10 protein-coding genes are annotated in these 14,331 nt (G+C 66.7%); 5 read left to right on the forward strand and 5 right to left on the reverse strand.

Annotated features, from left to right (window positions below):
* Positions 1-82 precede the first annotated feature (82 nt).
* Together HLH29_RS08060 and HLH29_RS08065 are read left to right on the forward strand one after the other, a co-directional pair.
* Positions 83-1,141 carry a YeiH family protein gene (locus tag HLH29_RS08060; RefSeq protein WP_338030202.1) on the forward strand — a complete coding sequence of 353 codons (1,059 nt, stop codon included), beginning with the start codon at positions 83-85 and terminating at the stop codon, positions 1,139-1,141.
* 190 nt (positions 1,142-1,331) lie between these two features.
* Positions 1,332-1,535, forward strand: coding sequence for a cold-shock protein (locus HLH29_RS08065; protein ID WP_012225746.1), 204 nt, complete (start codon positions 1,332-1,334; stop codon positions 1,533-1,535).
* 8 nt (positions 1,536-1,543) lie between these two features.
* On the opposite strand, the gene HLH29_RS08070 is transcribed toward HLH29_RS08065, so the two are convergent.
* The gene (locus tag HLH29_RS08070) at positions 1,544-4,498 is read right to left on the reverse strand and encodes an ATP-dependent DNA helicase (protein WP_182965600.1); all 2,955 of its coding nucleotides are present in this window, start codon (positions 4,496-4,498) and stop codon (positions 1,544-1,546) included.
* A gap of 108 nt (positions 4,499-4,606) precedes the next feature.
* On the opposite strand from HLH29_RS08070, the gene HLH29_RS08075 reads away from it, so the two are divergent.
* The 3 genes from HLH29_RS08075 to HLH29_RS08085 all read left to right on the forward strand — a co-directional run bounded on the left by HLH29_RS08075 (position 4,607) and on the right by HLH29_RS08085 (position 9,158).
* Positions 4,607-6,226 (forward strand): lysine--tRNA ligase, encoded by a 1,620-nt coding sequence (locus HLH29_RS08075; protein WP_182965602.1) that lies wholly within the window; start codon positions 4,607-4,609, stop codon positions 6,224-6,226.
* Between the two features lie 42 nt (positions 6,227-6,268).
* Positions 6,269-8,332, forward strand: coding sequence for a lysylphosphatidylglycerol synthase domain-containing protein (locus HLH29_RS08080; RefSeq protein WP_182965604.1), 2,064 nt, complete (start codon positions 6,269-6,271; stop codon positions 8,330-8,332).
* A gap of 94 nt (positions 8,333-8,426) precedes the next feature.
* Entirely contained in the window at positions 8,427-9,158 is a 732-nt protein-coding gene (locus tag HLH29_RS08085; RefSeq protein WP_182965605.1) for a MarC family protein, read from the forward strand.
* A 1-nt stretch (position 9,159) separates the two neighbouring features.
* Here the strand turns inward: HLH29_RS08085 and HLH29_RS08090 are convergent, their stop codons facing one another.
* The 4 genes from HLH29_RS08090 to HLH29_RS08105 form a co-directional block, all read right to left on the reverse strand.
* Positions 9,160-9,768 carry a uracil-DNA glycosylase family protein gene (locus tag HLH29_RS08090; protein WP_182965607.1) on the reverse strand — a complete coding sequence of 203 codons (609 nt, stop codon included), beginning with the start codon at positions 9,766-9,768 and terminating at the stop codon, positions 9,160-9,162.
* Positions 9,765-10,487 carry an NAD-dependent deacylase gene (locus HLH29_RS08095; protein WP_182965609.1) on the reverse strand — a complete coding sequence of 241 codons (723 nt, stop codon included), beginning with the start codon at positions 10,485-10,487 and terminating at the stop codon, positions 9,765-9,767. The genes HLH29_RS08090 and HLH29_RS08095 overlap by 4 nt, the downstream gene beginning before the upstream one ends.
* Before the next feature lie 90 nt (positions 10,488-10,577).
* Complete coding sequence (locus HLH29_RS08100) at positions 10,578-11,975, reverse strand: c-type cytochrome (RefSeq protein WP_182965611.1); 1,398 nt, start codon at positions 11,973-11,975, stop codon at positions 10,578-10,580.
* A 57-nt stretch (positions 11,976-12,032) separates the two neighbouring features.
* Positions 12,033-14,240 carry a PQQ-dependent dehydrogenase, methanol/ethanol family gene (locus HLH29_RS08105; RefSeq protein WP_182965613.1) on the reverse strand — a complete coding sequence of 736 codons (2,208 nt, stop codon included), beginning with the start codon at positions 14,238-14,240 and terminating at the stop codon, positions 12,033-12,035.
* Positions 14,241-14,331 lie beyond the last annotated feature (91 nt).

Raw genomic sequence — 14,331 nt, forward strand, 5'->3', positions numbered from 1 at the left:
ATTTACGATTAAAACCACAAGAATGATGCGTTGGATAGAATGGTTGGTCGGGCGGTAACACGGGCGGTGAAAGGAAGCCGCCATGATGAATTCCGTACCCCGTACCGCAGGAGTGTCCGCCTGTTTCCGCCGGAATGAGGTCCGTCTGGCGCCCGGCATCGCGCTATGCCTGCTGGTTACGGGGGTGGCCTATGTGCTGGCAGCTCTGGAACGCGCATGGACCGGGCGGGCGTGGCTGGAGGCGCTGGTTCTGGCGATCCTGTGCGGAACGGTGGTGCGCAGCCGATGGACGCCGGCCCGGAAATGGCGCCCCGGCATTGCCTTCTGTGCAAAATACCCGCTGGAACTGGCCATCCTGCTTCTGGGGGCGTCGGTCAGCGACACGGTGATCCGCGCCGCCGGTCCGGCGTTGCTGGTCGGGATTGCGGCTGTGGTGGCGGTGGCGATCCTGCTGGGATTTGGCATCGGCCGGTTGTGCGGGGTGCCGGCGCGCATGGCGCTGCTGGTTGCCTGCGGCAACGCGATCTGCGGCAATTCGGCCATCGCCGCGATCGCGCCCGTGATCGCGGCTGATGATGACGAGATTGCGGCGTCTATCGCTTTCACCGCGCTATTCGGTGTGGTGGTCGTGCTGGGATTGCCGTTGCTGGGTATCCTGCTTGGCATGGGAGGGGTTGCCTATGGCGCGCTGGCGGGGCTGACCGTCTATGCCGTGCCGCAGGTCATGGCCGCGGCCGCGCCGATGGGAACCGTGGCGATACAGATGGGCATGCTGGTCAAGCTGGCGCGGGTGCTGATGCTGGGACCGGTCTGTCTGGTGCTGTCGGTGCTGGCGCACCCGGACGGGCGGGAGAATCGGGCGACGCGGAGGGAACGGCCGCCGCTGGTGCCGTGGTTCCTGGTCGGTTTTCTGGCGCTGGCGGCGTGTCGCCTGCTGGGGCTGGTGTCGGACGGCGCCATCCGGCCGCTGGGAACCGGGGCGGCGGTTCTGACCGTGCTGTCCATGGCGGCACTGGGGCTAGGCGCCGATTTGCGGACGGTGATGAAGGCCGGTAGACGGGTGATGGCGGCGGTCGTGCTGTCGCTTCTGGCCCTGACGGGGCTGGCTGTCGCGCTGATCGGGGTACTGCGCCTGGCCTAGTGACGGCATTTCGACAGGGTCATGTTTTTTTGCGGAGCGTCATCGGCATGGTTTGACAAAGCGGCAGAGTTCGTGCGCCCATAACCCATCTGGATCGATGCTGGTCGTCGGCGGGCAGTCCGTCGGGTATCGCGTGTCGGGCAGACATCGGTCGAGCGGCATCATGCCGGCAACAAGGGACGAAGTGACTATGGCGACGGGTACCGTGAAGTGGTTCAACGCAACCAAGGGTTTTGGCTTCATCATGCCCGAGGACGGGGGCAAGGATGTGTTCGTGCACATCACCGCCGTCCAGGCGGCGGGCCTGCGGGGGCTGAATGAGAACCAGCGCGTCAGCTATGATGTCGTGACCGAGCGCGGCAAGGCGGCGGCATCGAACCTCAAGCCGCTCTGACGGCAAGATTACGGGGCGGGGGGCCCTGCGTGCTCCCCGTCCGCCGAGGCGCGCAGGAACGCTTCCAGTTCCCGCGCGGTTTCGGCAAGGCCGGCCCGGCGGATGGCGACGCCGTCGGGGAAGGCCGACATCAGCCGTGATGGCGCCCGCCGATCGAGCAGGACGAACGCGCCCCGGTCGCCGGTGCTGCGGATCAGCCGGCCGAAGGCCTGGCGCAGGCGCAGGCGCGCGATCCGGTCGTCATATTCGCCCGGCGCCCCGTGCGACAGATGCGTGCGGCGCTCGCGATGCAGGATGTCGGGGCGGGGCCATGGCACGCGTTCGAACACCACCAGACGCAGCGACCGGCCGGGCACATCCACCCCGTCGCGCATCGCATCCGTACCCAGCAGGCACGAATTTTCTTCCGAACGGAAGATATCGACCAGTGTGGCGTTATCCATGCCGTCGACATGCTGGGCATAAAGCGGGATGCCCGCTTCCTCCAGCGGTTGCGACAGCCTTCGATGCACGGCACGCAGACGGGAAATCGCCGTAAACAGGCCCAGGCCTCCGCCACCGGCCGCCAGGAACAATGTACGATAGGCTGCGGCGAGTGCGCCGATATCGTCATGGGCCACGTCGGTCACGATGAAGGCGCGGCTCTGGTGCCGGTAATCGAACGGGCTGGCCAGCGATGCCCGCAGCGCGGGCGAGGGGAGGTGGCTGGCGCCGGTCCGGGCCTCGGCGGCCTCCCAGGCGCGTTCGGCTTCCTCCGGGTCGCCTCTTCCGTTTTCGTCGCGCAGGGTCGCAGAGGTGATCAGGACCCCGTGCGCCGGCGCCGCCAGCACGGTGGCGAAGGGAATGGTCGGGTCCAGCCAGTGGCGGTGCAGTCCGACATCCTGCTCGCCCGGTCGTTGTCCCTCGCGCCGGTCCATGCGGATGAAATCGACATATTGCGGGGCGCCGAGCTGTGTGTCGTCACGCGTCTCGCCGATCGCGCGCAGCATCGCGCTCCATCCGTCGACACGGCTCAGGGCACGGCGGCGCATTGTCCGCACGGCGGCTTCGATCCGCTCGCGCGTGGCGGGGTCGAGTTCGCCCGATTCGTCATCCAGCCGCTCCAGCAGCCGATCGACCAGGGTGCGCAGGGCGACCGACAGCCGGTCCAGTGCCCGGGCCAGCGTGGTTGCGGCTGGCGACACGTTCTCGGCCAGCGGGTGCAGGTCGCATTCGATGGAGCCCTGCTGCATGGCGGGCGACTGGGCGGGGTCGCCGGCGCGGCTGCGCGCGAGGACCTGGCAGGCCAGCAGGTGCAGGAACTGTTCGCACGGATTGGGCAGGGTGTCGGGAGAGGGCGCTGCCGTCGTGGCCGGATCGTCGGCGGGTGGTGCAGGTGTGGATGCGCGCAGCATGTTGGCCAGACGGCCCGACCAGCCGGGCGCGGGCAGGGCGTGGGCGGCCTGAAGGACGGCATCCAGTGGGGATTCCAGCCTGGCATCCCCCACCACCAGATCGTCCAGGCGGCGTTTCAGGCCACGGGCGCGGGAGCGTGCCCCTTCCGCCCCCAGAAGCCAGCGGCGCAGTTCCGCCGCTTCCAGTCCCGACAGTTCGACGGAGAAGGCGCTATCGGCCGCGTCCATCACATGATGGCCTTCGTCGAACACGTAGCGGGTGGGGATATTGTCTTCGTCCGAGGCGGCGTCACCGCCCATGGCGTGCCATGCGGCCTGGGTCATCACCAGCGCATGATTGGCGATGACCAGGTCGGCCTGGCGCGCGCGCCGGATCGAATGTTCGACGAAACAGCGTTGATAGTGCGGGCAGGCACCATGGATGCACTCGCCCCGACGGTCCGCCACGCCAGCGATGGTGCCGCGCCCGAACAGGTCGCCGAACCAGCCGGGCAGGTCGCCGCCCATCAGGTCGCCGTCGGCGGTGACCCCGGCCCAGCGGGCCAGCAGCGACAGCGCGACGATGCCGCCTGACGGGCCGCCCCGGTTGCCGGCGACATTCACGGCCTCTTCCATGTTCAGCAGGCACAGATAATTCTCCCGTCCCTTGCGCAGGACGACATGCTGTCGCCGGATGGCCGGGTCGGGGTAGAGCCGCGTCAGTTCGCCTTCGATCTGGCGTTGCAGGTGCCGTGTATAGGTGCTGATCCAGACGGAGCCGCCATTGCGTTCGGCCCACAGGCTGGCGGGGGCGACGTAGCCCAGGGTCTTGCCGGTGCCCGTTCCCGCTTCGGCCAGCACCATGTGCGGATCGCCCCGTGTCAGGCGCGGGGCGAAGGCAGCGCTGGCCGCGCCGGCGAAATCGGCCTGGCCGGCACGGGTTTCCGCCTGCGCGCCCAGCATTTCGGCCAGCCGGCGGCGGGCATCGGCGATTGGCACCGGCAGGCTGGACGGGGCGGGGCGGGGGGCGGTTTCCTCCCATTTCGGCAGGCGGCGCCAGACGCGGATGGCATCGCCGGGCTGCAGGGCCTCCGCCGGGAGCGGGTGGGCGGCGCGCAGGGCCGCCAGCACGCTGGGGCCCCATGCCCAGCCGGCATGGTCCATCCGCACCGCCAGCGCAGCCATCTCCTCGCCGGCCGGGGTCGGCTGTCGGGCGGCGATGTGGTCGAGCAGGATATCGGCGAGATCGGGCAGCAGGTCGGCCTCTGCCCCGCCGATCCGCGCATCGTCCAGTCCCAGGGCCAATGCCAGCCCACGCGCCGTGGGCGGGACCGTCCGGCCGGGCATGGCGAACAGGAACAGTTCCAGCAGGTCGAGCCATGGTGTGGGCTGGGGCAGGGGTGGAAGGCCCAGCCGGCGCGCGGTCAGGGGGGCATGCACGACCAGGGGCGGCGGCATGTCGCGCAGCAGGCGTGCGGCTTCCTCTCCCGGCACAGTCAGCAGTTCGCCGTCCGGGGTCAGCAGCGAGCAGGTGCCGTGGCGCGCCACCAGGGCGGGCGGGAGGTCCGGGGAAGGGGGCGGTGTGGCCATCAGGGGAACATATAGGGGACAAATCGCCGTCTGTCGCCCATCTGGCAGACAGATGATGTATGGTATGGATTGACCCATCAGGTTTCAGTTCATAGCTTCCGGCGCATCATGTCCGATCAGAACCGTCTCGACCCCGCTTCCCTGCCCAAGGCCTGGCCGTTCGAAGAGGCGGCCAAGCTGGCCGCCCATGTCGAACGCAAGGCCCTGCCGGCCGATGCGCCCGCCCTGCTGGAAACCGGCTATGGGCCTTCGGGCCTGCCGCATATCGGCACCTTCGGCGAGGTCGCGCGGACCTCCTGGGTTCGGCAGGCCTATACGCGCCTGACGGGCCGGCCGACGCGGCTGCTCGCCTTTTCCGACGATATGGATGCGCTGCGCAAGGTGCCGGACAATGTGCCGAATGGCGACATGCTGCGCCAGCATCTGGGCAAGCCGCTGTCGCGCATTCCCGATCCGTTCGGTACGCACGAATCGTTCGCGGCGCACAATAACGCCCGGCTGCGCTCGTTCCTGGACGGATTCGGCTTTGAATATGAATTCGCGTCCTCCACCGAGTATTATGCCAGCGGCCGGTTCGATGCGGCGCTGCGTCGGGTGCTTGAGGTGCATGACGAGATCGTCGCGGTTATCGCCCCGACCCTTGGCCCGGATCGCCGGGCGACCTACTCCCCCGTTCTGCCGGTTCATCCGCGTACCGGGCTGGTGATGCAGGTGCGTATGGACGGCATCGACCCCGTTGCCGGGACGGTGCGCTGGACCGACGAGGATGGCGAGACGTTCGAGACCCCGGTGACCGGCGGCCATGCGAAGATGCAGTGGAAGGCCGACTGGGCCATGCGCTGGTTCGCGCTGGGCGTGGATTACGAGATGTCGGGCAAGGACCTGATCGACAGTGTGAAGCTGTCGGGCAAGATCTGCCGCATCCTGGGTGGCGAGCCGCCCGCCGGCCTGACCTATGAACTGTTCCTGGACGAGAACGGCCAGAAGATCTCCAAGTCCAAGGGCAACGGCATCTCGGTCGAGGAATGGCTGCGCTATGCCCCCTCGGAGAGCCTTGGCCAGTATATGTTCAACGCGCCCCAGCGGGCGAAGCGTCTGTTCTTCGACGTCATTCCCAAGGCGGCGGACGAATATCTGGCCAATGTCGCACGCGCCCGGACGCAGGGGGATGATGCGGCGCTGCTGTCCAATCCGGCCTGGTTCATCCATGCCGGGAAGATCGACGACAGCGCGGGCAGTTCGTTGACCTTAGCCATGCTGCTCAATCTGGCCAGCGCCGCGAATGCCGATACGCCCGATGTGCTGTGGAAGTTCATCCACCGCTATGACGAGGCGGCGTCGCCCGAGACCTGCCCGATGCTGGCGCGGCTGGTGGACCACGCGATCGTCTATTACGCGGATTTCGTGCGTCCTTCGAAGACCTATCGCGAGCCCGACGCGCGGGAGCGTGCGGCGCTGGCGGATCTGGCGGAGATGCTGCGCGGGCTGGATGCCGGGACGGCAGACCCCGATACGCTGCAGAACCTGGTCTTCGAGATCGGCAAGCGCCATGGGTTCGAACCGCTGCGCACCTGGTTCGGCTGCCTGTACGAGGTTCTGCTGGGCCAGACGGAAGGGCCGCGATTCGGCATTTTCATCGGACTGTACGGAGTGGCGGAAACCGTGGCGCTGATCGAGGCGGCGCTGCTTCGGGCGTCGGCGGCGACCGCGTCTGTCGTCGCCGGTTGACGCACCGGCGATGAGTTCCGCCATGGCCGGGTTCGCTCTCTCATGGTTCTGAATTGCTCCCTGCCGCCGGAGGAGCCGGCATCTCCGACACCGGGCTGGCGACGCCTGTTGCGGCACCTGCCGCATGTCGTCGGGCTGGGCCTGATGATCGCCGCGATCGTCGTGGTCCAGCACGAGGTGCGGGACCTGCATTGGGATGACATCCGCGCGGCCCTGGGGACGATACCGGCCACGACCATGATGCTGGGGATCGGCTGCACGATCCTGTCCTATTTCATCCTGTCCTTTTACGATTGCCTGGCGGTCTTGCAGGTCGGTCGCCGGCTGTCGTTCCGCAGGGCGGCCTTCGCATCGTTCTGTTCTTATGTCCTCTCGCACAATCTGGGCTTTGCCGCGATTTCCGGGGCGGCGGTGCGCTTTCGGCTGTATGGCAATTGGGGGCTGGGGTCGTTCGATATCGCGCAGATCATTGCCTTCTGCTCCGCGACCTATCTGCTGGGGGCGGGGGCGCTGATCGGTGCGGTGCTGCTGCTGGAGCCCGGCGCGGTTCCCGTCATCGGGGCGCATCTGCCGCATCTGGTCCTGTCGGGGATCGGGCTGCTGCTGTGGGCGGGGGTGGCGGTCTATATCATGCTGGGGCTGTGGCTGACGCAGGTGCGGATCTGCCGCTGGACCATCGTGCTGCCCCGGCCGGCGATGGCGTTTGCCCAGATGCTGGTCGCGGCCGCCGAGGTCGCCGCTACGGCCGGGATTGCCTACATCTTCCTGCCGCCGGGGATCGGGCTGGGCTATGGCGTGTTCCTGGCCATCTATATCGCTTCCTACACCGCCGGGCTGGTGGCTAGCGTGCCGGGTGGGCTGGGGGTGTTCGATGGTGCGATGATGCTCGCGCTGGGGGCCTATCTGCCGCCGTCGCAGATCGTCAGCACCATTCTGGTCTTTCGGCTGTTCTATTACATCATCCCGCTCTTCCTCGCCGGGCTGATGTTTGCGGGGCATGAGCTGTTCCTGCGCGGCGATGCCGCCCTGGCGCGCAAGGCGGCGCCCCGTGCGCCCCGGCGCGGGCCGCGTGAGGTCCGGCCCAGCCATGTGATCCGCGAGAGCGAGGCCGATTTCTCGGTGGTCGTGGCGACGGGGGCGGTCTCGATCTGCGGCGCGCTGCTGATCGCGCTGACGATCCTCGATCCCGCATCCTGGAGCAATGCCGGCGGGCTGCATCATCTGGTGGGCGTGGCGGGCGACTATCTTCTGTCGCTGATCGGGGTGGCGCTGATCGGCCTGGCCGTGGGCCTGTCGCAGCGCGTGACCCTGGCGTGGAAACTGACATTGGGCCTGCTGGTCGGGGCGGCCGCGCTGACCCTGCTGCGTGGGGCGTCGCTGGCCGTGCCGGGCATTCTGGGTCTGGTGGCGGTCCTGATCGCACCGTTCCGCAGTTCCTACTATCGGCATGCGCGGATCCTGAGCGAACCGCTGTCGTTTCGTACCGGACTGTCACTGCTGCTGCTGATCGGCTGCGTGCTGGTGCTGGTCTGTTCCGGGCCGCAGGACGAGGTTGGGGGAAGCTGGTGGGAAGTGATGCTGTTCACGGCCTCTCGCGGCGTCGCGCAATGGGTCATGGGCCTGGCCGTCGTGCTCGGTCTGGTCATGATCGGTCGGCTGGTTCGCCCCGGCCGGATCGCGGTGCTGCCCTGGGATAGCGCAGGCGAGGCCGAATATCGCGCGCTGGACCATGCGGCGGACGATCTGGGGCCGATCCAGCCAGCCGGGCTGATCCCCGGCGAGTCCGGCCTGGCGCTGCTGCCGTTCCTGCGGACGGAGAATTTCCTGATTGGCCTGGGCGATCCCGCCGGCGCATCGGCCGATTGCGCCTCGGCCATCTGGTGGTTGCGTGACCTGGCGGTACAGGAGCGCCGGCAGCCGGCATTCTGGCAGGTTGGGGCCTCGATGCTGGATGTCTACAACGATCTGGGCCTGACATCCTGGCCGCTGGTGGAAGAGACCGGGGACGATCTCTATCTGTGCTGCGTGCCGCAGAGCGTGCAGAATGTCATTTCCGTCATGCAGACCGCTGGTGCCGCACCCGCACTCCGGCTGGACGGGGCTTGACTGGCGGGCCGGTCTGGGAAAGACGATAGGCGGCTTTCGACTGGCGGCGACTGGTCGGGCATTGCCGCACGATCGCTCCCTGGAATGCGTTCCGATGTCCCCTGCTCTTCATGCCATTCCTTCCCTCGGCTGGAAGGACGTGCTGTCGGTCTTCAGCAATACGTTCCTGCTGGCGTTTCCTGCCCTGTTTTCGATCGTCAACCCGATTGGTGCCTCCCTGATCTTCTCGCAGGTGACGGCAGGGTGGGAGCGGAGCGAATCCCTGGTGCTGGCCCGGACGGTCGCGTTCTATTCGGCGGGGCTCCTGATCGCCTCGATCTGGGCCGGCAGTGCGATCCTCGCCTTCTTCGGCATCACGGTGGATTCGCTGCGCATCGCCGGCGGGCTGGTGGTCGCCGTTCGCGCCTGGTCATTGCTCCAGGCACCGGAGGAAGCGGCCGCCCGCAAGGAGAAGCAGGCCATGCAGGGCGGGCGAACCGTCGCCGTTCCGAGCTGGACGGAGATGGCCTTCTTCCCGATGACCATGCCGTTCACGGTGGGGCCCGGATCGATCGCGGTTGCCATTGCCCTGAGCGCCTCGCGGCCGGCATCCCCGGCGTGGCTCATCTTCTACCTGGCTGTTTCGGTCGCCGCGATCGCGGTGGCTGCCACGGTCTGGCTTGCCTACGCCTATGCCGAACGGCTGGTCGTGATGCTGGGTGTGACCGGTGCGCGGATCGTCTCGCGCCTGGCCGCGCTGATCCTGTTGTGCATCGGCGTGCAGATCCTCTCGGCCGGAATCGAGGGGCTGGTTGTCACCATCATGCACGCTGCGGCGGCGTCTTGAGCTATTTGGGTTCCGCCAGCAGGGGGCTGATGGCGGCACGCAATGCGGGTAGCACCTCTGCCGCGAACCATGGCGTGCGGCGTTCCCAGGCCCCGGTACGCCACGAGGGATGCGGCAGCGGGAAATAGCGGGGAAGATAGGCGCGGAAATCGCGCACCCGGTCTTCCACCCGGCCGGGCCCCAGAACTGCCGCCTGGGCATAGGACCCGACCAGCAGGGTCAGAGTGATATCGGGTATGCAGGCCAGCAGCCGTGCCCGCCACAGCGGGGCGCATTCCGGCCGAGGGGGCCGGTCGCCGCCCTTGGGCAGGCGCCCCGGATAGCACAGGCCCATCGGCAGGATAGCGATGCGGCTGGAATCGTAGAAGGTCTCGCGATCCATGCCCAGCCAGCCCCGCAGCCGGTCGCCAGACGCGTCATTGAACGAGATCCCGGTTTCATGAACCCGCGTACCTGGAGCCTGGCTGGCGATCAGCAGGCGGGCGGTGGTCGAGGCATGGAGCACGGGCCGTGGCCCCAGCGGCAGGCTGTCGGCACAGACCCGGCACGCCCGTATCTGCGCAACCAGGGAGGCCAGATCTTCTGCTGCTTCGTTGTTCTGCCCGGTCATGAGTTCAGGATTTCGGCCACCCATTGGGGGACCATCCGGGTCGCCGGCCCTACCAGTGTACGATCGAAGAGGGCAGGGATGACGGGGGCTTCCAAGTTGATGTCCAGCGTGTCGGCATGGTCGCGGACCTCGGCCACGAAGCCGGCTGCCGGATAGACGGTGCCGGATGTGCCGATGGTCACGAAGCGGTCGCAGGCGGACAGGGCCGCCTGGATACGCTCCATGTGCAGCGGAATTTCTCCGAACCAGACAACATCGGGCCGCAGGGCGGGGCGGCGGCAGGCCGGGCATGGGGTCTGGGGCAGGCAGCCGTCCAGCCATTCGGGCGTGGCGCCGCAGGACATGCAGCGGAGCCGCCGCAATTCGCCATGCATATGCACGACATTGCGGCTGCCCGCGCGTTCGTGCAGGTCGTCGATGTTCTGGGTGACGATCAGGATCTCGCCATCCCAGCGCCCGTCGCGTGCGGCCTGTTCCAGTTCCGCCAGCGCCCGATGGGCGGCGTTGGGTTCGACATGCGCCAGTTCCGCGCGTCGCCCGTTATAGAAGCGGCTGACCAGCATCGGGTCCCGCTGGAACCCTTCCGGGGTGCAGACATCGTTGATGTCATGCCGACTCCACAGGCCGTCGGTATCGCGAAACGTCTCCAAGCCGGATTCCCGGCTGATGCCGGCGCCGGTCAGGACGACGATGCGCTCTGCTGGACGAGCCTGGGTCATTCTTTTTCTATGCCCGATCGCAGCGCATAAGAAAACCGCCGCGGGGAGGCCCCGCGGCGGCTGAAAGGAATGCTGGCTGGTCGGGCGCGATTACTGCGCCTGATCCACCCCGGAGTGGGTCTGCGGGGCGAAGGTCCAGCCTGTGCCGTAAGGCTGCGGGTGCAGAAGCAGCCAACTGCTGCTCGGCGCGCCGAAGCCTACGCCGGCGACCGCGGCACCGGTGTCACGCAGCTTGGCGACATCGGCCGCCGTCACGTTCGCCGGGGCGTGGTTGCCCCATCCGGTACGGATGAAGTTGACCACATCCGCGATCTGCTGGGCCGACAGGGTCTTGCCATAGCCCGGCATGGCCACGGCCGACGGTGCCCAGTTGGTCGGCGGCAGCACGCCGCCATGGACGACCACGTTGACCAGCGAGGTCGGGTTTTCCGTCACCACCACCGGGTTGCCGGCCAGCGGCGGGAACATGCGGGCCACTCCGCCGCCGTCATTGCGATGGCAGATGGCGCATTCACGCAGATAGACGTCCGCGCCCGGCGACGAGGTGGTCTTGCCTGCGTTCAGCATGTCCGCGGTGGACGCGTCGTACGTGTAGCTGCCCTGCGACGGCGGAACCGGCGGCAGGCTCTTCAGGTATTTCGCCATCGCGCGCAGATCGTCGTCGGTGAAATACTGGGTGCTCCAGCCCACCACGTCGGCCATGCCGCCGAACACGGCGGAATGGTCGATACGGCCCGTCTTCAGGAAATAGTACAGATCGTCCTCGGACCAGCTGCCGATGCCGACCACCGGGTCGTTCCGCAGGCTGGGGGCCACCCAGTTGTCGATCGGCGCGCCGCCGGCCAGGAAGGCCGCGCCGCCGCTGGCATCGAGCGCCTTTTCCTGCATCGCGAAGCCGCGCGGTGTATGGCAGGCGCCGCAATGGCCCGGACCGGTGACCAGATATTCACCGCGTGCCACCACCGGATCGGTGCCGGCAGCCGGCTTGAAATCGGCCGGTGCCGGGGCGAACAGGGTCCGCCAGATCGCCAGCGGCCAGCGCATGGACATGGGCCACGAAATCTCGTTGGCCTTGTTGGGCTGTGCCACCGGCTTTACGCCATGCATGAAATACGCATAGAGCGCGCGCATGTCGTCCTGCGTCATGCGCGCGAAGGCCGGATAGGGCATGGCCGGGTAGAGCGTCGAGCCGTCCTTGCGGATGCCGTGGCGGACCGCCTGGTCGAATTCCTCGAAACTATAGCCGCCGATACCGTTGGAATCGGGCGTGATGTTGGTCGAGTAGATCGTCCCGATCGGGCTCTTGATCTCAAGACCGCCGGCATAGGCCTGCCCGTGCAGTGCGGTATGGCAGGCCACGCAGTCACCCAGGCGGGCGACATACGCACCCTTGTCGATCAGCGCCTGATCCGGCGCCTGAGCCATTGCGGCCGTGGCAAGGAGGCTGAACGCCGCCGTGCCGATCGCAACCTTAAGCCTGTTGAGCATTCTGTTCACCATGCGTCGTGTTGATGCGGAAAAAATGGAAGATCGAGGGGAAGGGGCTTATTGAGCGGGAATGCCTTCCGCGTTCTTCCGGGCATCAACCTCCCTCTGGTAGGTCTCGTTGGCGCGTTTCAGCAGGAACTGCCGGATGTCCTCGATTTCCTTGGGCGACATCGAGGAGTCGAAGCGGTCCATGCCGTAGGCCGTCAGCGCACCGCGGCCGACCACGTTGTAGAATGCATCCTGGTGACGGATCGCGCCGGACCAGCGCAGATCGGGCAGAACGCCGCCGGCTTCACCATTGTCGCCATGGCAGGCCGCGCAATAGGTCTGGAACTGGAAATAGCCGTTATCCGTCCGCTTCTCGTCGAATTCGGCGGGCGGCTTGACCGGCAGGTAGCCCTTGTCGTTCTGCGGCGGCAGCTTGGCGTTGCCGTCCAGCGAGAAGGCGATGACGCGCGAATGGTTGACGGTCCAGCCGCTGGTGCGCGCGAGGCCGCCCAGGAAGAACGGATAGATGCCGCCCCAGCCCACTTCGACGGCGACATACTGCTTGCCGTTCGCCAGGTAGGTGACGGGCGGAGCGATGATGCCGCTCTGTGCCGCGAAGCTGAACAGGTCGTTGCCATTGGTGGCGTCATAGGCGTGGAATTCGCCGTTCGCCAGGCCCTGGAACAGAAGGTCGCCGCCTGTGGCCACGATGCCGCCGTTCCACGGACCCTTATGATCGACGCGGAAGGCTTCCTGCTGCTTGATCGGGTCCCACGCCACGATCCAGCCCTTCAGGTCCTTGATGAAGGCGTCCTTGGCGTCCTGCTTGTCGAGAATGCCGACCTTGTTCATGTCCAGGCCGAGATTCCAGCTGTCGGGATGGGCCTTGAAGCCGCCGACCTGGTTCGAATAGAGGAAGGGAACCTGCTGTGCGGGGATGTAGACCAGGCCGGTGCGGGGGCTGAAGGCCATCGCGGCGAAATTATGGCCGCCCAGGTCGCCCGGGATGCCGTACCAATCCTTGCCGGTCAGGGTCCACAGGGCTTCCGGATTATAGATCGGACGGCCGGTCTTCGGGTCCAGGCCGCTGGCCCAGTTCACGTAGACATAGTTCTTGCCCGACAGGAATTCGCCGGTCTTGGCGTCGAGAACGTAGAAAAAGCCGTTCTTGGGCGCGTGGACGATGACGTGACGCATCTGGCCATTGATCGGCAGATCCAGGGTCATGATCTGCTGGACCGACGTATAATCCCACTGGTCCATCGGCGTTTCCTGGAAATGCCAGACATATTCGCCGGTTTCAGGCTTGATCGCGACGATGCTGCCCAGGAAGAAATTGTCGCCCTTGCCCTCGGAGCGGAACTTGTAGTTCCACGGCGAGCCGTTACCCACGCCCAGATAGACCAGATCGGTCACCGGGTCATAGACGATCGAATCCCATACGGTGCCGCCGCCGCCCTGCTTGGTCCATGCGCCGGTCGGGCTCCAGGTCTGGTAGGCCTTGTTCATCAGCACGCTGTCCGAGGCCGCGTTGTCCGGCTTGTTCTCGGGATTGGGCACGGTGAAGAAGCGCCAGTCGAGCTTGCCGGTCTCGGCATCGAAGGCCGATACGAAGCCACGGGCCCCGAATTCCGCACCACCATTGCCGATGATGACGCGTCCCTTGGCGATGCGCGGCGCACCGTCGACCGTATAGGAGCGCTGGTGACCCAGTGCCGCGTCGGTCGGGATGGTGTTGACGCTCCAGACCAGCTTGCCGGTCTTGGCGTCCAGCGCGATCAGGCGGCCGTCGAAAGTGCCGAAATAGACCTTGCCGTTCCAGTACGCCGCACCGCGGTTGACGGTGTCGCAGCAGCCTTTGTCGGCGATGTTGCCGGGCACGCGCGGGTCATAGGCCCACAGCAGCTTGCCCGTGGCCGCATCGAGGGCCTTCATCTTGCTCCAGTTCGTCGTCGCGTACATGACGCCGTCGACAACCAGCGGCGTGCCTTCCTGGCCGCGATTGGTGTCCAGATCGTAATACCAGGCCAGCTTCAGGTTGCCGACGTTGGAGCGGTTGATCTGGTCGAGCGGGCTGTAGCGCTGCTCGGAATAGGTACGACCGTATGTCATCCAATCGCCCGGATGGTCATCGGCATGGATGATCGCCTCTCCGGTATCGCTTGAAGCTGGGTCAGCCGCAACGGCGGCGTAGCCGCACAGAGTGACAGCGCATATCGTTCCGGCGGCAAGCGTTCCTCGCAGAGAACGCCCTTTCCGGAAAGCAGCTCGCATCATGTCCGATGTCCTCGTGACAATAGAAAAACAACCTGACGGCCCCGGTCCCGGACCGGGAAAAATCAGGCCCGATGCGACCATACTGAGGCTG

It is taken from the genome of Gluconacetobacter tumulicola (genome assembly GCF_014174215.1).
In the GTDB taxonomy this organism is placed as follows: domain Bacteria; phylum Pseudomonadota; class Alphaproteobacteria; order Acetobacterales; family Acetobacteraceae; genus Gluconacetobacter; species Gluconacetobacter tumulicola.

What these genes read in the sequence shown, in the direction of transcription:
- HLH29_RS08100 (WP_182965611.1), bottom strand. Translation starts at nt 11,975, where the DNA reads ATGCTCAACAGGCTTAAGGTTGCGATCGGCACGGCGGCGTTCAGCCTC.
- HLH29_RS08070 (WP_182965600.1), bottom strand. Translation starts at nt 4,498, where the DNA reads ATGGCCACACCGCCCCCTTCCCCGGACCTCCCGCCCGCCCTGGTGGCG.
- HLH29_RS08090 (WP_182965607.1), bottom strand. Translation starts at nt 9,768, where the DNA reads ATGACCGGGCAGAACAACGAAGCAGCAGAAGATCTGGCCTCCCTGGTT.
- HLH29_RS08075 (WP_182965602.1), top strand. Translation starts at nt 4,607, where the DNA reads ATGTCCGATCAGAACCGTCTCGACCCCGCTTCCCTGCCCAAGGCCTGG.
- HLH29_RS08080 (WP_182965604.1), top strand. Translation starts at nt 6,269, where the DNA reads ATGGTTCTGAATTGCTCCCTGCCGCCGGAGGAGCCGGCATCTCCGACA.
- HLH29_RS08085 (WP_182965605.1), top strand. Translation starts at nt 8,427, where the DNA reads ATGTCCCCTGCTCTTCATGCCATTCCTTCCCTCGGCTGGAAGGACGTG.
- HLH29_RS08105 (WP_182965613.1), bottom strand. Translation starts at nt 14,240, where the DNA reads ATGATGCGAGCTGCTTTCCGGAAAGGGCGTTCTCTGCGAGGAACGCTT.
- HLH29_RS08065 (WP_012225746.1), top strand. Translation starts at nt 1,332, where the DNA reads ATGGCGACGGGTACCGTGAAGTGGTTCAACGCAACCAAGGGTTTTGGC.
- HLH29_RS08095 (WP_182965609.1), bottom strand. Translation starts at nt 10,487, where the DNA reads ATGACCCAGGCTCGTCCAGCAGAGCGCATCGTCGTCCTGACCGGCGCC.
- HLH29_RS08060 (WP_338030202.1), top strand. Translation starts at nt 83, where the DNA reads ATGATGAATTCCGTACCCCGTACCGCAGGAGTGTCCGCCTGTTTCCGC.